The 16,251-nt window shown below is 67.7% G+C and carries 18 protein-coding genes; 13 read left to right on the top strand and 5 right to left on the bottom strand.

The window, feature by feature from the left end; genetic code table 11:
* Window positions 1–5 precede the first annotated feature (5 nt).
* The 5 genes from mshB to cofG are packed head-to-tail and all read left to right on the top strand — an operon-like array spanning window position 6 to window position 5,188.
* On the top strand, window positions 6–881 hold the full coding sequence (gene mshB, locus ACWDSI_RS06935; RefSeq protein ID WP_449745188.1) for an N-acetyl-1-D-myo-inositol-2-amino-2-deoxy-alpha-D-glucopyranoside deacetylase: 876 nt from the start codon (window positions 6–8) through the stop codon (window positions 879–881).
* Window positions 881–1,249, top strand: a complete 369-nt coding sequence (locus ACWDSI_RS06930) for a facilitated glucose transporter (RefSeq protein WP_449745187.1) — start codon at window positions 881–883, stop codon at window positions 1,247–1,249. Before mshB ends, ACWDSI_RS06930 begins: the two co-directional genes overlap by 1 nt.
* A 29-nt stretch (window positions 1,250–1,278) precedes the next feature.
* Window positions 1,279–2,418, top strand: a complete 1,140-nt coding sequence (locus ACWDSI_RS06925) for an FO synthase (RefSeq protein ID WP_449745186.1) — start codon at window positions 1,279–1,281, stop codon at window positions 2,416–2,418.
* Window positions 2,415–3,929 carry a flavin-containing monooxygenase gene (locus tag ACWDSI_RS06920; protein WP_449745185.1) on the top strand — a complete coding sequence of 505 codons (1,515 nt, stop codon included), beginning with the start codon at window positions 2,415–2,417 and terminating at the stop codon, window positions 3,927–3,929. The genes ACWDSI_RS06925 and ACWDSI_RS06920 overlap by 4 nt, the downstream gene beginning before the upstream one ends.
* Window positions 3,920–5,188, top strand: coding sequence for a 7,8-didemethyl-8-hydroxy-5-deazariboflavin synthase CofG (gene cofG / locus ACWDSI_RS06915; protein WP_449745184.1), 1,269 nt, complete (start codon window positions 3,920–3,922; stop codon window positions 5,186–5,188). Before ACWDSI_RS06920 ends, cofG begins: the two co-directional genes overlap by 10 nt.
* A gap of 290 nt (window positions 5,189–5,478) precedes the next feature.
* Here the strand turns inward: cofG and ACWDSI_RS06910 are convergent, their stop codons facing one another.
* On the bottom strand, window positions 5,479–5,847 hold the full coding sequence (locus ACWDSI_RS06910) for a rhodanese-like domain-containing protein (protein ID WP_449745183.1): 369 nt from the start codon (window positions 5,845–5,847) through the stop codon (window positions 5,479–5,481).
* A gap of 10 nt (window positions 5,848–5,857) precedes the next feature.
* On the bottom strand, window positions 5,858–6,442 hold the full coding sequence (locus tag ACWDSI_RS06905; protein ID WP_449745182.1) for a cysteine dioxygenase: 585 nt from the start codon (window positions 6,440–6,442) through the stop codon (window positions 5,858–5,860).
* 453 nt (window positions 6,443–6,895) lie between these two features.
* Between ACWDSI_RS06905 and fdxA the strand changes: the two genes are divergently transcribed.
* A complete protein-coding gene (gene fdxA / locus ACWDSI_RS06900; protein WP_449745181.1) occupies window positions 6,896–7,228 on the top strand; it encodes a ferredoxin in 333 nt (110 codons plus the stop codon).
* A 2-nt stretch (window positions 7,229–7,230) separates the two neighbouring features.
* Window positions 7,231–8,352, top strand: coding sequence for a succinyldiaminopimelate transaminase (dapC, locus tag ACWDSI_RS06895; protein ID WP_449756070.1), 1,122 nt, complete (start codon window positions 7,231–7,233; stop codon window positions 8,350–8,352).
* A gap of 88 nt (window positions 8,353–8,440) precedes the next feature.
* Here the strand turns inward: dapC and dapD are convergent, their stop codons facing one another.
* Complete coding sequence (gene dapD, locus ACWDSI_RS06890) at window positions 8,441–9,409, bottom strand: 2,3,4,5-tetrahydropyridine-2,6-dicarboxylate N-succinyltransferase (protein ID WP_449745179.1); 969 nt, start codon at window positions 9,407–9,409, stop codon at window positions 8,441–8,443.
* Between the two features lie 78 nt (window positions 9,410–9,487).
* Entirely contained in the window at window positions 9,488–9,772 is a 285-nt protein-coding gene (locus ACWDSI_RS06885; RefSeq protein WP_449745178.1) for a hypothetical protein, read from the bottom strand.
* Between the two features lie 120 nt (window positions 9,773–9,892).
* On the opposite strand from ACWDSI_RS06885, the gene ACWDSI_RS06880 reads away from it, so the two are divergent.
* Window positions 9,893–10,594, top strand: a complete 702-nt coding sequence (locus tag ACWDSI_RS06880; RefSeq protein ID WP_449745177.1) for a helix-turn-helix domain-containing protein — start codon at window positions 9,893–9,895, stop codon at window positions 10,592–10,594.
* On the opposite strand, the gene ACWDSI_RS06875 is transcribed toward ACWDSI_RS06880, so the two are convergent.
* Window positions 10,576–10,977 carry a VOC family protein gene (locus ACWDSI_RS06875; protein WP_449745176.1) on the bottom strand — a complete coding sequence of 134 codons (402 nt, stop codon included), beginning with the start codon at window positions 10,975–10,977 and terminating at the stop codon, window positions 10,576–10,578. The two genes, ACWDSI_RS06880 and ACWDSI_RS06875, sit on opposite strands and share 19 nt — an antisense overlap.
* 227 nt (window positions 10,978–11,204) lie before the next feature.
* Between ACWDSI_RS06875 and ACWDSI_RS06870 the strand changes: the two genes are divergently transcribed.
* The 5 genes from ACWDSI_RS06870 to ACWDSI_RS06850 all read left to right on the top strand — a co-directional run bounded on the left by ACWDSI_RS06870 (window position 11,205) and on the right by ACWDSI_RS06850 (window position 16,222).
* Window positions 11,205–11,717: a DM13 domain-containing protein gene (locus ACWDSI_RS06870; RefSeq protein WP_449745470.1), complete on the top strand. Its 513-nt coding sequence runs from the start codon at window positions 11,205–11,207 to the stop codon at window positions 11,715–11,717.
* 129 nt (window positions 11,718–11,846) lie between these two features.
* Window positions 11,847–12,956, top strand: a complete 1,110-nt coding sequence (gene dapE / locus ACWDSI_RS06865) for a succinyl-diaminopimelate desuccinylase (protein ID WP_449745175.1) — start codon at window positions 11,847–11,849, stop codon at window positions 12,954–12,956.
* Window positions 12,957–13,096: 140 nt separating this feature from the next.
* Entirely contained in the window at window positions 13,097–13,855 is a 759-nt protein-coding gene (locus ACWDSI_RS06860; RefSeq protein ID WP_449745174.1) for an LOG family protein, read from the top strand.
* Window positions 13,852–14,388 carry an LOG family protein gene (locus ACWDSI_RS06855; RefSeq protein WP_449745173.1) on the top strand — a complete coding sequence of 179 codons (537 nt, stop codon included), beginning with the start codon at window positions 13,852–13,854 and terminating at the stop codon, window positions 14,386–14,388. Before ACWDSI_RS06860 ends, ACWDSI_RS06855 begins: the two co-directional genes overlap by 4 nt.
* A 58-nt stretch (window positions 14,389–14,446) precedes the next feature.
* A complete protein-coding gene (locus ACWDSI_RS06850; RefSeq protein WP_449745172.1) occupies window positions 14,447–16,222 on the top strand; it encodes a long-chain-acyl-CoA synthetase in 1,776 nt (591 codons plus the stop codon).
* Window positions 16,223–16,251 lie beyond the last annotated feature (29 nt).

Genomic DNA, 16,251 nt, shown 5'->3' with positions numbered 1-16,251 from the left:
TGGCGATGACCGACACCTCGACGCGCCGCCGGATGTTGTTGCTGCACGCACATCCCGACGACGAGACGATCATGACCGGCGGGACCATCGCCCGCTATCTCGACGCGGGTGTCGACGTTCGCGTGCTCACGTTCACCCTCGGGGAGGAGGGGGAGGTGATCGGCGAGCGGTGGGCCCAGCTCACCGCCGACCGCGCCGATCAGCTCGGCGGCTACCGCGTCCTGGAACTGACCCGGGCGCTCGCCGAACTGACCCCGGCGGGCCGGCCGTCGCTGGAGCCCCGGTTTCTCGGTGGTGCCGGTCATTGGCGTGACTCCGGGATGGCGGGAACCGCGTCGGCCCGGCATCCGCGCGCGCTGGCCCGGGCCCCGTTCGACGATGTGGTGTCCACCCTCACCGACCTGATCGTCGACTTCGACCCGCAGGTGCTGGTCACCTACGACGCCGCGGGCACGTACGGCCACCCTGACCACAAACAGGTGCACGAGGCGTCGATGGCCGCGATCCCGCTCGCCGAACAGCGCACCGGACATGACCTGGTGGTATGGGAGTCGGTGACCGAGCACTCGGCGCTGCACGCCGGGCTGGCCGCCGCCGCGGCGATCCCGGCCGGGTGGCGGATGCCCGCGCCCGGTGAGTTGCCCAGTTATCCCGACGCCGACATCGACGCCGCGATCGACGTCTCGCAGGTCTACGCGCGCAAGGTCGCGGCGCTGGCGGCGCACGCCACCCAGGTCACGGTTGCCCCCTCGGGTACGGAGTACGCGCTGAGCAACAACATCGCGCAGCCCATCATGGCCGTCGAGCACTTCATCCGTCGCAGTCCCGGCGCAGCCGTGGCCGGGCGGCGGGTCACCGACCTGTTCGAACCGGTGGTGTGATGCGCATCCTCGATCGCGTGTTGCTCGGTCTGCTCATCGTCGACGGGCTGATCGTCGGGTTGCTGTCGGTGGCCTTCGTCTACCTGCGAATCGACGGTGTCGCGGTCCCCGCGGCCGCCGTCGGCGCAGGCATCGGCAACTGTGTGCTGCTCTGGCTGGCAGCCCGGCAGACCGACGGGCCGCTGCGTTACGGCCCACTGGTTGCGTGGCTCGTGGTGCTCGTCGCCGCAGCGTTGTCGGGACCCGGCGGTGATGTGATGCTCGCCGTGCAGGGTTCGATGACCCTGGCGACGCTGCTGTTGGTGGTGATCGGACTCGGAGCGCCGGTGGCCTTGATCTGGACCCGACGTCTGCCCGAACCGGAGTAGCCGAGAGCCTGATCGTTAGAGTGGCACCCATGGTGTTGCGCGCGTGGGCGGACGACCGCCCCGCCCCGATCGGACAGGTGACCACCGCTCTCGCACGAGTGCGCGGCGATGCCGCGTCGGTGACCGATCACGACTGGGTGGCGCTGCTCGGGGCACGAGGCGACGAACTCGACGAACTGTGTGCCCTGGCCGACGCCGCGCGGGCCACCGCCACCGACCCCGATGTGCTCACCTTCGTGGTCAATCGCAACCTGGACACCGCCGTCGTCGCCCGGCGCGAGGCCGATCCGTCGCTGGAGGACCTCGTTGCCGAGGCGGCCGCAATCGGCGCCACCGAGATCTGCATGCAGGGACCCGTCCCCGACGACGCTCCGGTCGACGAGTACCTGCGTCTCGTGGCCCGCATCCACGGCGTCGCCCCAGAGCTGCACGTGCACGCATTTCGCCCGCCGGAGGTGCGTGACGCCGCGGCCCGGATGCGGATCACGGTGTCCGAGTTCCTGATTCGTGCCCGCGATGCGGGACTGGGTTCGGTGCCCGGTACCGCCGCGCAGATCCTCGACGACGAGGTGCGTAGCGCACTGCACCCCACCGGGACGCCGGCGCCGGTGAGTGACTGGGTGGACACCATCGAGTCGGCTCACCGAGCAGGACTGTTTTCCACCGCGACGATGTTGTACGGCCATGTGGAGACTCCCGAGCAGCAGGTGGCGCATCTGCGGCTGTTGTGTGCGATTCAGGCCCGCACCGGCGGCTTCAGCGAACTCATCCTGATGCCGATGCTGCCGGGGAACGCGCCGCCGCACCTGGCCGACGCCGCAACGCACCGGGTGTCGCGGCGGGAGACCCGCGCGGTGCATGCGGTGGCGCGATTGCTCACCCTGGGCCGGTTCAACCACCTGCAGGCGGCGTGGCCCAAGCTCGATGCCGAGGAGGTGACCGACGTGCTGCGCGGTGGCGCCGACGACATCGGCGGACTGCTGCTCGACGGTCGGCTCTCACCGGAGTCGGGGCAGGAGGCGGGCCGCACGCTGGGTGTCGAGCAACTCGTCGGCATCGCCGACTCGGTGGGCCGCACCCCGCGGCAACGCACCACGCGATACGAGACGCTCCCTGCGGAGCGGTGTATCCCGTTGCCGGACAGCGATGTTGCCGGAGCGCGGCGGTGACCGTCGCGGGGAGCGGTCGGCGGTCGGGACCAGCCGACGTCGATGTGGTCATCGTCGGTGCCGGTTTCGCCGGGATCGGCATGGCGACGATGCTGGCCCGACGTGGTCGCGAGTCGTTCCTCGTCCTCGAACGCGCCGGCGAGGTCGGCGGTACGTGGCGTGACAACACCTACCCCGGCATCGCGTGTGACATTCCCGCCCACCTCTACTCCTTCTCCTTCCGCCCTCCCGCCGATTGGACGTCGGTGTATCCGAGTGGCCAGGAGATCAAGCACTATCTCGAGCAGACCGTCGAGGCCGAAGGTGTGTCGGAATCGATACGGTTCGGTTGTGAATTGCGCAGGGCCATGTGGAATTCCAGCGACCATCGGTGGGTGCTCGAGACCGGTGCGGGAACAATTTTGGCGCGCATTCTGATCCTGGCCGTCGGACGACTCTCCGAACCGCATATCCCCGAGATCGAGGGACTCGACACGTTCACGGGTGAGGTGGTGCACACCGCGGCGTGGCGTCCCGAGCTCGGTCTGGACGGTGCGCGGATCGGCGTGGTCGGCAGCGGTGCGTCGGCCGTGCAGGTGACGCCCCACCTGGCCGCACAAGCCGATGAACTGGTGATCTTCTCGCGGACGCCCCCGTACGTCGTGCCCCGTGAGGACCGGGTCTACTCCGCCGCGGAACGTGCCGAGTATCTCGATCCCGTTGTGGCTCAGGACATTCGCGATCAGATGCTTCGCGACGCAGACACCGCGTTCCGGCAGCGCCTCGGCCTGCGACCCGATATCGACGAGATCCGCGAGCGCGCGGCGGGTCACCTGGACCAACAGATCCGCGACCCTGCGTTGCGCGCGATCCTGACTCCCGACTACGAGATCGGATGCAAACGCATCCTGCTCAGCGACGACTTCTACCCGACCCTGCTCCGTGACAACGTGGTGTTCGAGCCGAGTGCGCTGGAGTCGGTGACCGAGTGCAAGGCCCGGGCGTCGAGCGGGCACGGCTACGAGCTCGATGTGCTGGTGCTCGCAACCGGTTTCGAGGCGGCGCGGCCGCCGGTCGCCGGCAGGGTGGTCGGCCGAGATGGCGTCGTACTCGCCGACCACTGGTCGCAGGGGATGACTTCCTATGCCTCGACGGTGGTCAGCGGTTTCCCCAATATGTTCGTCCTCGACGGGCCCAATGCCGCGCTCGGCCACAATTCGGCGATCTACATGATCGAGACACAACTCGGGTACGTGCTCGGCGCGCTCGACGCCCTCGCCGAACCGGGCGTGCTCGCTCTCGAGGTCACCGCGGAGGCCGAGGCCGCCTACACCGCCGAGATCGACGAGCGCAGCGCTTCCACGGTGTGGCTCACCGGCTGTGACAGTTGGTATGTCGATCCCGAAAGCGGCAGGCTGACCCTCCTGTGGCCTGGTACGGCCGTCTCGTTCCGGGAACGCAACGGCACGTTCGACCCTGGACCGTTCCTGATGGACACCGTTTCCGACGACGAGGAGGGGAGATGTCGGTGAGTGCATCGGTGAGTGTGGCCGACGCGATCGATGCCGCGCGCGGCACACGCGAAGGTGGTGGCGCCCGCCTCGGTACCTCCGAGGTGGCGGCACTGTTGTCGGCATCGGGTGACGACCTGCGGGAGGTGGCGTCGATCGCGTCGGCCCTGCGCGACGAGGGCCTCGCAGAGGCGCGGCGTGAACGGCAGATCACTTACTCCCGCAAGGTCTTCGTGCCCCTGACCCGGTTGTGCCGGGACCGGTGCCACTACTGCACTTTCGTCACCGTCCCGGGAAAGCTCGCCCGTAGCGGGGAGGGCATGTATCTCGATCTCGACCAGGTGGTGGGCATTGCCCGCCAGGGTGCCGCGCTCGGTTGTAAGGAGGCGCTGTTCACGCTGGGTGACCGGCCCGAGGACCGGTGGCCGCAGGCGGCCGAATGGCTTGGCGCACGCGGCTATTCGTCGACGCTGGATTATGTGCGCGCGGCCGCGGTGGCGGTGCTGGAGGACACCGGTCTGTTGCCGCATCTGAATCCGGGGGTGATGAGTGCGGCCGAGATGACGGGTCTGCGTCCGGTGGCGCCGTCGATGGGCATGATGCTCGAGACCACCGCGCGCAGGCTGTTCACCGACCGCGGCGAGCCCCATTACGGCAGCCCGGACAAGGATCCGATGGTGCGGATGCAGGTGCTGCGCGACGCCGGGGATCTCGCCATCCCATTCACCACCGGAATCCTGGTGGGCATCGGTGAATCCCTCACCGAGCGTGCCGAATCGCTGCTCGCGCTGGCCGATGTGGCACGGGCCGGTGGACACATCCAAGAGGTGATCGTGCAGAACTTCCGGGCGAAGCCGGACACCGCGATGCGCGGCACCCCGGACGCGGAGATGACCGAATTCCTCGCTGCCGTGGCGGTGGCCCGGATCGTGCTGGGTCCGCACATGCGGGTCCAGGCCCCGCCGAATCTGGTGTCCGCGGCCGAATGTGCGGCCCTCATCGCATCGGGGATCGACGATTGGGGCGGGGTGTCTCCGCTGACGCCCGACCACGTGAATCCCGAACGGCCGTGGCCCAATCTGGCGGCGCTGGCCGCAATCACCGCCGAGTCCGGCTACCGCCTCACCGAGCGGATCACCGCTCAGCCACCGTATGTGCTCGACCGTGACCACTGGATCGATCCGTCGCTGCACGCCCACGTGGCCGCCCTGAGCGATCCGGTCACCGGCCTGGCCGCCGACACGATTCCCACCGGCCTGCCGTGGCCGGCCGTCGCCTGACGTCGAGCGTGCCCGGATTCGCGTCGAGCGTGCCCGGATTCGCGTCGAGCGTGCCCGCATTCGCGTCGAGCGTGCCCGCATTCGCGTCGAGCGTGCCCGGATTCGCGTCGAGCGTGCCCGGTGGGGTGGTTTCGACAAGCTCAACCAGCGGGTGGGCGCTCGACCGGCGGGTGGGTGGTTTCGACAAGCTCAACCAGCGGGGGTCGCTCAACCAGCGGGTGGGCGCTCGACCGGCGGGTGGGGGGTTTCGACAAGCTCAACCAGCGGGGGTCGCTCAACCAGCGGGGGGCTCAGGTGTTCTGTGCCAGCACTGCCTGATAGCCGCCTACCAGGTCGGTTGCGCGGTGTAGGCCCAACTGCTGCAACGCCGCCGCCGCCAGACTCGAGCTGTAGCCCTCCGAACACAGGATGATCCAGCGCACGTCGTGGTCGACGGCCTCCGGGATACGCGCGTCGCTGGCCGGGTCCAACCGCCATTCGAGCACGTTGCGCTCCACGACAAGCGCCCCCGGATACTCGCCTTCGCGGGCTCGCTGGGCGGCGGGACGGATGTCGACGAGGTAGGCCCCGTCGTCGAGTTCACCGGCGAGATCGCCGACGCTCACGCGCTCGAGGCTCTCTCGGGCGGTGAGCAGCAGATCGTTGATCGTCATGGGCATGTCCGCCAGACTATTCCGGTTCGTCGGTGAGCTCGGTGCGCGTACGTCGCAGCGACCTCGAGTCGGTGACCTCGTAGAACGACATCGCGGTCAGTGGCGGTGAATACGCGTGGACGCTCAGTGTGGGTCCGTGGACCGTGCCGGGACTCGCCTGCACCGCTGCCGACCCCGACACCCCACGTAACGGTGGCGCACTCGCGTGGTGCTGCACATCGTGAACCCATCCGAGCGGAAAGGCTGCCTGGTCGCCGGCGGACAGCACGCGCAGCGCCAGATCGTCGCCGGTCCACCGATATTCGCGCAATGCACCCGACAGCACGGTGAGCGCGCCGAGAGAACCCGCGTGGTCGTGCAGGTCGGTCGAACGGTCCGGCGTCCAGCTGATCAGCCAGACGTCGAGATCGTCGTTGGACTCGAGGCGGGTGGACCAGCGTTCCACGGGGTCCCACTCGTGCGGCAAGAGGTGGTCGTAACGGCCGTCGAGCACATCGGCCACACCTTGATCGGTGACGCGTAACAGGTCGGCGGGACGCAGACGGGTGGGCAGGCTACCGCTTCGAGCGGATGGTCGGGTCGGATCGAGTGTTGAGGTCATGGTTTCTCCCGGTCGGATCGGCGTCAGGACGGTGGAAGGTCACTGCCGCCGACAACGCTCGATGGCCAGCAGCGCCGGCAGCGCGACACTGCGTCGGGGGAGAAGGAGACGCGCACTCACGCGACACAGGATGCGCTCACGCACGAGGAGAGGCGAGAGTTGTCGTCACGCTGACCGCAACTCGCCTGCGTCCCAGCGGGGTCGGTCGGAGCCGGGGCCGGCAGGTGTGATCTTCGTCGTCATCGGGCCATCCGCCCGGGGCGGGTGTCGATCCGGGCCACACCGACGATTACCCTTGAGTACGCATGTGCGCCGAACCCGTGGGTGGGGGACTGACGAACTCGGTGCGGGTGTGGCGCGACAGCCCCGCGCCGAGACCGGTCGCACCGTGGGAGCGTGTTGACGCTTCGCCGCCGGCGCGACGGGTACGAGCTCGTTGTAGTGAAGGAGATTGTGGTGACGTACATCATCGCGGAGCCTTGCGTGGATGTCCTGGACAAGGCCTGCGTCGAGGAATGCCCGGTGGACTGCATTTACGAGGGTGCACGGATGCTCTACATCCAGCCCGACGAATGCGTCGACTGTGGTGCCTGCGAACCGGTGTGTCCGGTGGAAGCGATCTTCTACGAGGACGACGTCCCCGACGAGTGGGAACCCTATGTGAGTGCGAACGCCGACTTCTTCGACGAGCTGGGTTCGCCCGGCGGTGCCGCCAAGACAGGCAAGGTGGACTACGACGCACCGTTGATCAAGGCACTGCCGCCCATGGGTGAGGGCGAGGACTGACTTTGTCGGTCCGGCGCCGCCGTATCAGCACGCTCCTGCCCGATTTCCCCTGGGACACTCTCACCGAGGCCAAATCGGTGGCGGCCGCACACGTGGGCGGCATCGTCGACCTGTCCGTGGGCACGCCGATCGACGATGTCGATGCGGGTATCCGGGACGCGCTCTACGAGTCGTCGGCCTTTCCCGGTTACCCGACGACGGTGGGTACCGCAGAACTACGTGGTGCCGCCGCCGACGCGCTGTCGCGTCGCTACGGGGCCACCGGACTCGACGAGGATTCCATCCTGCCGGTGATCGGTACCAAGGAGGCGATCGCCGGTCTCGCGTCCACTCTCGGGGTCGGGGCCGGCGACACCGTGGTGATTCCCGAGGTCGCCTACCCCACGTACGAGGTGAGCGCGCTGCTGGCCGGGGCCACTCCGGTGCGCGCCGACTCAACCGTGCAACTCGGTCCGGTGCGCGGGCGCACCGCGCCCGCCCTGATGTTAGTCAACTCGCCGTCCAACCCGACCGGGCGCGTGCTCGGCGTCGACCATCTCCGCAAGGTCGTCGAGTGGGCGCGCGACCACGACACCGTGGTCGCATCCGACGAGTGCTATCTCGGCCTGGCCTGGGACACCGAGGCGGTCTCGATTCTCGATCCGCGGGTCACCGACGGTGATCACACGGGAGTGCTCGCCATTCATTCGCTCTCGAAGATCTCCAACCTCGCGTCCTATCGCGCGGGATTCTTCGCCGGCGATCGAGAGCTGATCTCGGAACTGCTTGCGGTGCGCAAGCACGCCGGGCTGATCGTGCCGTACCCGGTGCAGGCCGCGATGACCGCAGCCCTGCGCGACGACGTCCACGTCGACGCCCAGCGTGAGCGTTATCGGGCGCGTCGCATGCGGCTGCTCGACGCGGTGCGCGGTGCGGGGTTCCGGGTGGATCACTCCGAGGCCGGCCTGTACCTGTGGGCCACTCGCGGCGAGGGGTGCCGCGACACCGTGGCGTGGCTGGCGCAACGCGGGATTCTGGTGGCTCCGGGCGACTTCTACGGACCACGCGGCGCCGAGCATGTGCGTTTCGCGCTCACCGCCACCGACGAGCGCATCGACGCGGCAGCGCAGCGACTCGCCGACTGAACCGGTCGCCGCCGTCCCGCGTCACGACCCAAGAAAATTGCCGGTTGACGCGGCCATCGCGCGTCAACCGGCAACTTCCGGGATCTGATCAGTCGTTCTTGTGCAGCGCCGCGTTGAGCGCGATGCCGTCACCCTTCCACGGCCGCACCTCGATCGCCCCGGTCATGCTGTTGCGGCGGAACAGCAGATTCGACTGCCCGGAGAGTTCCCGTGCCTTCACCGCCGACCCATCGGGTCCGGTCACCTTGGTGCCGGCCGTGACATACAGGCCCGCCTCGATAACGCAGTCGTCGCCCAGCGCGATGCCGCATCCCGAGTTGGCGCCAAGCAGGCATCGCTTGCCGAGCGAGATGACCTCCTTGCCGCCGCCGGACAAGGTGCCCATGGTCGAGGCGCCGCCGCCGATGTCAGAGCCGTCGCCCACCACGACACCCGCCGACACGCGTCCCTCGATCATCGACGACCCGAGCGTCCCGGCGTTGTAGTTGACGAACCCCTCATGCATCACCGTGGTACCCGCCGCGAGATGAGCACCCAGCCGCACACGGTCGGCATCACCGATCCGCACCCCGCCCGGTGCGACGTAGTCGACCATGCGGGGGAACTTGTCGATGCTGTACACCGTCACGTGGCCGCGCGACCGCAGTCGGCCGCGCACCTTCTCGAATCCCTCCACCGGGCACGGTCCGTGATTGGTCCACACGACATTTGCCAGCAAGCCGAAGATGCCGTCGAGATTCGCCGCGTGCGGCTTCACCAGACGGTGCGAGATCAGGTGCAGGCGCAGGTACACGTCGTAGGCGTCGACGGGAGGTTCGCCGAGATCGGCGATGGTGGTCTGCACCGCCACGGTCTTCACGCCACGCACGGCGTCGGCACCCACCAGCGCGGTCAGCTCCGACGGCGTCTCGTCCCCGGAGAGGACCCTGGTGTCGGAGGTCGAGTGGGTACCGAGTTCGGGCTCGGGATACCAGACGTCGAGAACCACACCCGGGTCGTTCGAGCCACCGTTGGTGACGGTGGCGATACCGGTCGCGAAAGCACCAATCGTAGTCACGGGCGACGAGTCTACCGGCGCCACCGGACCGCCAACGTGTCAGTCCGCGACACGACGTGCACTACTCGGCCGTGCCGGTCAGGCCACCTCGTGCCGGTACTCGTCGAGGTAGTGCTGTTCCTCTGTCGGCGTCATATCGGGGACCAGTGCGCCGTGGTGCATCCGCCTGGTCATCACGGTGATCATCGCGATCCCGATGCTCAACACGACGATCGCCACTATTCCGGCGACCAGAGCGGCACCACCGTGACCCAAGGCCAGGGCGACGAGCGCGACCGGTGCGGCGATGAAGCCGAAGAGTGTGAGGACGAAACCCGCAACAGCGACGGGATGTTGTCCATTGGTTTCCGAATGAGCGGACATGTGATCATCTCCTCAGAGTCGACGATCCGCTACCTCCATTATCGGCGCGCGCGAGTGTGTCCGGAGAGGGACTTTCGTCCCGCGTGACAGGGCAGTTCCCCCCACGCAATACTGAAGCGGATGACTGCCGGAAGCGGGACACGGGTGACGCTTTGGCGTGCCGCCACCCCGCCCGGCGACGCGGTGATTCTGCCCGACGGCTGCATGGATGTGATCTGGACCGGCGACACGCTGCTCATCGCAGGCCCCGACACCGTCCCCAACGTGTTCTCCAGCGCGATCCGACGCGACATCGTGGGCCTACGATTCGCTCCCGGCCACGCGCCGGGTCTGCTGGGACATCCCGCGTCCCGATTCACAGATCTGCGGGTACCCGCCGCCGACATCTGGCCGACCACCCGGGTGCGGCGCTGGTCGGACATGCTGGCGGAGTCCGACGATCCCGCCGCGACGCTACGGACGCTCTGTGCCGGCTGCACTCACGATGGCGTTCCGCTCGCAATCGATGCCCTGGTCTCGATGCTCGGTCAGGGCATCCCCGTGGCCGACTGCGCCGAGGCATTGGGTGTCACACCACGCACCCTGCACCGAATGTCGTTGCAGTCCTTCGGATACGGCCCCAAGACCCTGGCGCGGGTACTGCGGATGCGTGCAGCGATGAGACTGATCGGCGGCCGTCCGCTCTCCGACGTCGCCGCGGACGCCGGATACGCCGACTATTCGCACATGCACCGGGAGTTCAGTGAGCTCGCCGGCGCGCCGCCGCCCGCATTCGCCGTGAGCGTGAAGCCGGCCGGGACACGTCAGCCCAGCGGGGCATAAAGGTCCACCGGGTTCCCGTCCGGATCGCTGATCACCGCGTACCGCTGACCCCACACGGCGTCGAAGGGTTCGCGCACCGAGCCGTATCCCTGCGACGCCAGGTCGTGATGCCAGGCGTCCACGGCAGCGGGACTGCCACACTCGAATGCCAGCGCCGCGCGGTGGCCACCGGACGGATCGGTCCAGTCCGGCATGAACGACTCCACCACGTCACGGGTGTCGAACATGATGCGCATGCCGGCCGCGGTGGTCTCGACATGTGGTGCCCCAGCGGCTTCCGCCTCGAATCGCAGGCCGAGGCGGGTGTAGAAGGCAACGGTCGCGCCCATGTCGGCGACGACGAACGACAGCGCGTTGAGAACAGGGTGCTCGGGGGTGGTCATGCCTGCCAAGCTACGGCGCCGGTACGGCGGTGTCTTGAATGTTTCGGACACAACGGTTCCCGGGGCGGTTCCCGCACCGCAGGCGCGGTGAGGTCGAGCCGGACATGGGTGACGATGTCATTCGACCGGTCGATCGGTCCTGGTCGCGGCCACGTCGATGTCCGTAATGTCGGGTCATGGCCGACAACCGGATGTCCGCGCGACGACCTCGCCGTCGTCTCCGCTGGATCGTCGGCGGGGGCGCTGTGATCATTGTGGCCGCCGCAATCGTCGCGGCCGCGGTGTTCAAGCCGTGGCTGATCTTCGTCCACACCCGGGTCGACGACGTCGTACCCGTGGCGGTGCCGTCGGCATCGGTGACTCCCGGCGGTGACACGCCCGCCGGACCCGTGGTGATCTCACGCGGCGCACTGATCAGTCACGAGCACGATACGTCGGGCATGGTGTCGGTCATCGAAAAGCCGGACGGATCCAGGGTTCTCGCGATCGAAGATCTCGACACCACCACCGGGCCGGACGTTCACGTCTGGTTGTCGGCGGCCGAGGTGATCGAAGGCCTGCGCGGCTGGCGCACCGCGGCGAACGCGCCGCACGTCGACCTCGGTCAGATCAAGGGCAACCGCGGCAACCAGGTCTATGCGATTCCCGCCGACGTCGACCAATCGCGCTACCCCGCGGTGTTCCTGTGGTGCGAGCAATTCAGCGTGTCCTTCGGTGCGGCCGACATGCGGCCGGTGTGACCCTGCTGCCACCACCGGCCGCGGGCGCGGTTCGTCTCGCTGCCGAGAACCCACCATCGACATGCCGGGATGGTCGACCCGGAACCTGGGAGGCGTCGACCACTGAGTGCCCCGGGATAGATTGACGGTGTGAGCATCGCCGAGAAAGCCGTCCTCGACCTGCACGCCGATCCGGTCGACCTGACCGCGGCGCTGGTCGACATCGCGTCGGAATCACGCGACGAGGCGGCGATCGCGGACGCGGTCGAGGACGCGTTGCGCCGCCAGACCACCGGATTCGAGATTCTCCGCCACGGTAACCGGGTGTTGGCGCGCACCGATCGCGGCAAGCCGAGCCGGGTGATTCTCGCCGGCCATCTCGACACCGTGCCGGTGGCGGGCAATCTGCCGCACCGGCGCACCACCGACCCCGACGAGGGCGACGTGCTACATGGCTGCGGCACCGTCGACATGAAATCCGGCGACGCGGTGTTCGCGCACCTGGCGGCCACCCTCACCGAACCCGCGCACGATCTGACGCTGATCTTCTACGACTGCGAGGAGATCGCCGCGGAGTACAACGGCCTCGGTGTCATCGAACGGGAACTACCCGACTGGCTGGCGGGCGACGTCGCGATTCTCGGTGAACCGACCGCCGGGCAGATCGAGGCGGGTTGTCAGGGGACCCTGCGGGTGCGGCTCACCGCGTCCGGTACCCGAGCGCACTCGGCCCGATCATGGATGGGCGACAACGCAATTCACAAACTCGACACCGTTCTCGGCACGCTGCAGCGCTACTCGCCGCGCCGGGTCGACATCGACGGATGCGAGTACCGCGAGGGCTTGTCGGCGGTACGGATCGGCGGCGGGGTGGCGGGCAATGTGGTGCCCGATGCGGCGTGGGTCGACGTCAACTTCCGCTTCGCCCCAGACCGTAGCGTCGAGACCGCCCTCGACCATGTTCGCGAGGTGTTCGCGGGCGACCTCGACACCGGCCGGATCACCATGGAACTCACCGATTCGGCGCCCGGTGCACTGCCGGGCCTGCGCCACCCCGCCGCGGCCGCCCTCGTGGACGCCGCCGGCGGACGATTCCGGGCGAAGTACGGCTGGACGGACGTCTCGCGGTTCTCCGCACTCGGCATTCCCGCGGTCAACCTCGGTCCGGGTGACCCGAGCCTCGCCCACCGCGTCGACGAGCGGGTGCCCACCGCCCAGATCACCGAGGTCGCCGAACTGCTGCGCTCCTACCTGTCCTGATCGCCCCGTCCTGATCACCCTGTCCTGATCGCCCTGTCCTGGCAGCCCTGTCCTCACGCATCAGACCACACACGCAGATCGGACCCCGGCGATTCGCGCGTGCCGGGATTCGGGTGCGCCAGCTTGCTAGCGTGACCAGCATGTCGTCCGACCCGCCCGAATTCTTCGGCACGCCCCAGTCCGTGCACGCACCCACCGACGCCGAGACCAAGGATCGGCGGCTGCTCGAATGGGTCGATCCACGCGACAAGCAGTTGCGCACCGAACGCACCATGCGTGACTCGTGGCGGGTGCTGCGCATCCAATCGGAATTCGTCGCCGGGTTCGACGCGATGAGCGACGTGGCCGAGGCGGTCACCGTGTTCGGGTCGGCGCGTATCGCGCCCGATACACCCGAATACGACCTCGCGGTGGAACTCGGTAGGGCACTGGGGGAAGCGGGCTACGCGGTGATCACCGGCGGTGGTCCGGGGGTGATGGAGGCAGCCAATCGTGGTGCGGCACAGACTCCCTCGCGGTCCATCGGGCTCAACATCGAGCTTCCCTTCGAGCAGCACATCAATCCGTGGGTCGATCTCGGCATGAACTTCCGGTACTTCTTCGTCCGCAAGACGATGTTCGTGAAGTACGCGCAGGCCTTCGTCTGCCTGCCGGGAGGTTTCGGCACCCTCGACGAACTGTTCGAGGCGCTCACCCTGGTGCAGACGAAGAAGGTGGTGCGCTTTCCGATCGTGCTGATCGGGTGTGACCACTGGGGCGGCCTCGTCGACTGGATGCGTGACCGGCTCCTCGCCACCGGGATGGTCTCGGCCGGCGACCTGGATCTCCTCCATGTGGTGGACACGCCGCAGGAGGCCGTGCAGATAGTGGTGGAGTCGTCGCGGGTGCGCGATCGATGACCGCGATCTGTGTGTACTGCGCGTCGGGTCCGGTTGATCGATCGTTCCTCGACCTCGCCGCCGAACTGGGCACCGCCATCGGGTCCGGTGGCCACACGCTGGTGTCCGGCGGCGGCAACATCTCCATGATGGGCGCGGTCGCCGAGGCCACCAGGGCTGCGGGCGGGCGGACCGTCGGCATCATCCCGCGCGCGCTGATGGAACGCGAGGTGGCCGATCTCGGGGCCGACGAGTTGGTGGTCACCGAGACGATGCGGCAGCGCAAGCAGCTCATGGACGAGCGCGCCGACGCGTTCATCACCCTGCCCGGCGGAATCGGCACGCTCGAAGAGCTCTTCGAGACGTGGACGGCGGGCTACCTCGGCATGCACACCAAACCGGTGATCCTGCTCGACCCGATCGACTTCTACCTTCCACTGCTCACGTGGCTGCAGGGCCTGGTACCTGCGGGTTTCGTGGCTGCGAGATCCCTGGAGAGACTGCTGACCGCCGATTCGGTGGAGGGTGCCATCGCACTTGCTACTGGCCGGTAAGATGTGTTCCACGCAACTGTCATGGTGAGTGTGTTGCTCAGGGTGGAGGGAAAATTCGATGTCAGGTGGCGCACCGAAAGTCGTCGGTATCTCAGACCTCGTCAAGGGCGTGGTCAAGATGGCGCCCGACGCGTACGGGATGGTCAAGCATGCCCCCGGACTGATCCGGCGCCCACCGGACGCCAAGCGCACCATCGGTTCGATCTTCGAGAAGCGCGCCGCCGACCACCCCGAACGTCCGTTCATCCGGTTCGAGGGCAAGACCACCACCTACGGCGAGGCCAACCGCACCGTCAACCGCTACGCGGCGGCGCTCACCGACAACGGTGTGGGCAAGGGTGATGTGGTGGCGCTGGTGTCACGCAACTGCCCCACCGACCTGATGCTGATGCTGGCCACCGTGAAACTCGGCGCGATCGCCGGGATGATCAACTACAACCAACGCGGCAATGTGCTCGAACACAGCCTCAAGCTGCTCGGCGCCCGCGTGCTGGTGCACGATCCCGAATCGGCGGAGGCGCTCGACTCGATCGATTCCGCGGCACTGCCCGAGCGGGTCTTCGACTTCGCCGCCTTCGACAAGGAAGCCGACGGCAAGCCCGAGACGAACCCCTCGATCACCGCGACCCTGCCGGCATCCACCGAGGCGTTCTATATCTTCACCTCCGGCACCACCGGGTTGCCCAAGGCCAGCGTCATGAGTCACAACCGTTGGCTTGCAAGCCTTTCCGGTATCGGCGGGCTTGCGGTGCGGCTCAAGCACAACGACACCATGTACGTGCCGCTGCCGCTGTACCACAACAACGCGCTGTCGGTGTCGCTGTCGTCGGTCCTCGCCGCGGGCGCCTGCTTCGCCATCGGCAAGCAGTTCTCCGCGTCGAAGTTCTGGGACGAGGTGATCCTCAACCGGGCGACCGCCTTCTGCTACATCGGTGAACTGTGCCGGTACCTGCTCGCGCAGCCGGAGAAGCCCACCGACCGTCAGCACTCGGTGCGCTTGGCCGTGGGCAACGGGATGCGCCCCGACATCTGGGACGAATTCCAGGAACGTTTCGGGATCGACCGGATCGTGGAGTTCTACGGGGCCAGCGAACTCAACCTCGTCTTCGTCAACGCCTTCAGCGCCGAACGCACCGCCGGATTCTGTCCGCTGCCCTACGCCATCGTCGAATACGACGAGGACGGCGAACCCAAACGCAACGACAAGGGCCGACTGACCAAGGTCAAGCGCGGAGGGGTGGGCCTGCTGGTCTCGGGCATCAACGACAGGGTGCCGATCGACGGTTACACCGATTCGGCCGAGACCGAGAAGAAGATCATCCGCAACGCCTTCAAGGACGGTGACGAATGGTTCAACTCCGGGGATCTGGTGCGCGACCAGGGCTTCTCGCACATCGCCTTCGTCGACCGTCTCGGCGACACCTTCCGGTGGAAGGGTGAGAACGTCGCCACCTCGGAGGTGGAGGCCGGACTCGACGGCTTCGACTCCGTCACCCAGTCGGTGGTCTACGGGGTGGAGGTGCCCCGCACCGACGGCCGGGCCGGGATGGGTGCGGTCACGCTGCACGACGGCGAGAAACTCGACGGCAAGGCGCTGGCCGATCACCTTTACGAGGTGATGCCGACCTACGCGATCCCGCTGTTCATCCGCGTCGTCGATCAGTTGGAGGCGACCTCGACGTTCAAGAACCTCAAGACCGAACTCCGCAAGCAGGGCTACAGCGATGTAGATGACGATGCGTTGTACGTGCTGCGGGGACGAGAGGAGGGTTACGTCGAGTTCTACGACGACTATGCCGAGGACGTCGCCAAGGCGCGGGTGCCCAAGAACTGAATCCCCGTCGCTGCACGCAGTGCACGGCG

This window comes from Gordonia sp. NPDC003429 (assembly GCF_053588575.1).
Note: the sequence above shows the minus strand (reverse complement) of the source record. Positions and strands in the feature narration are given on the sequence as shown.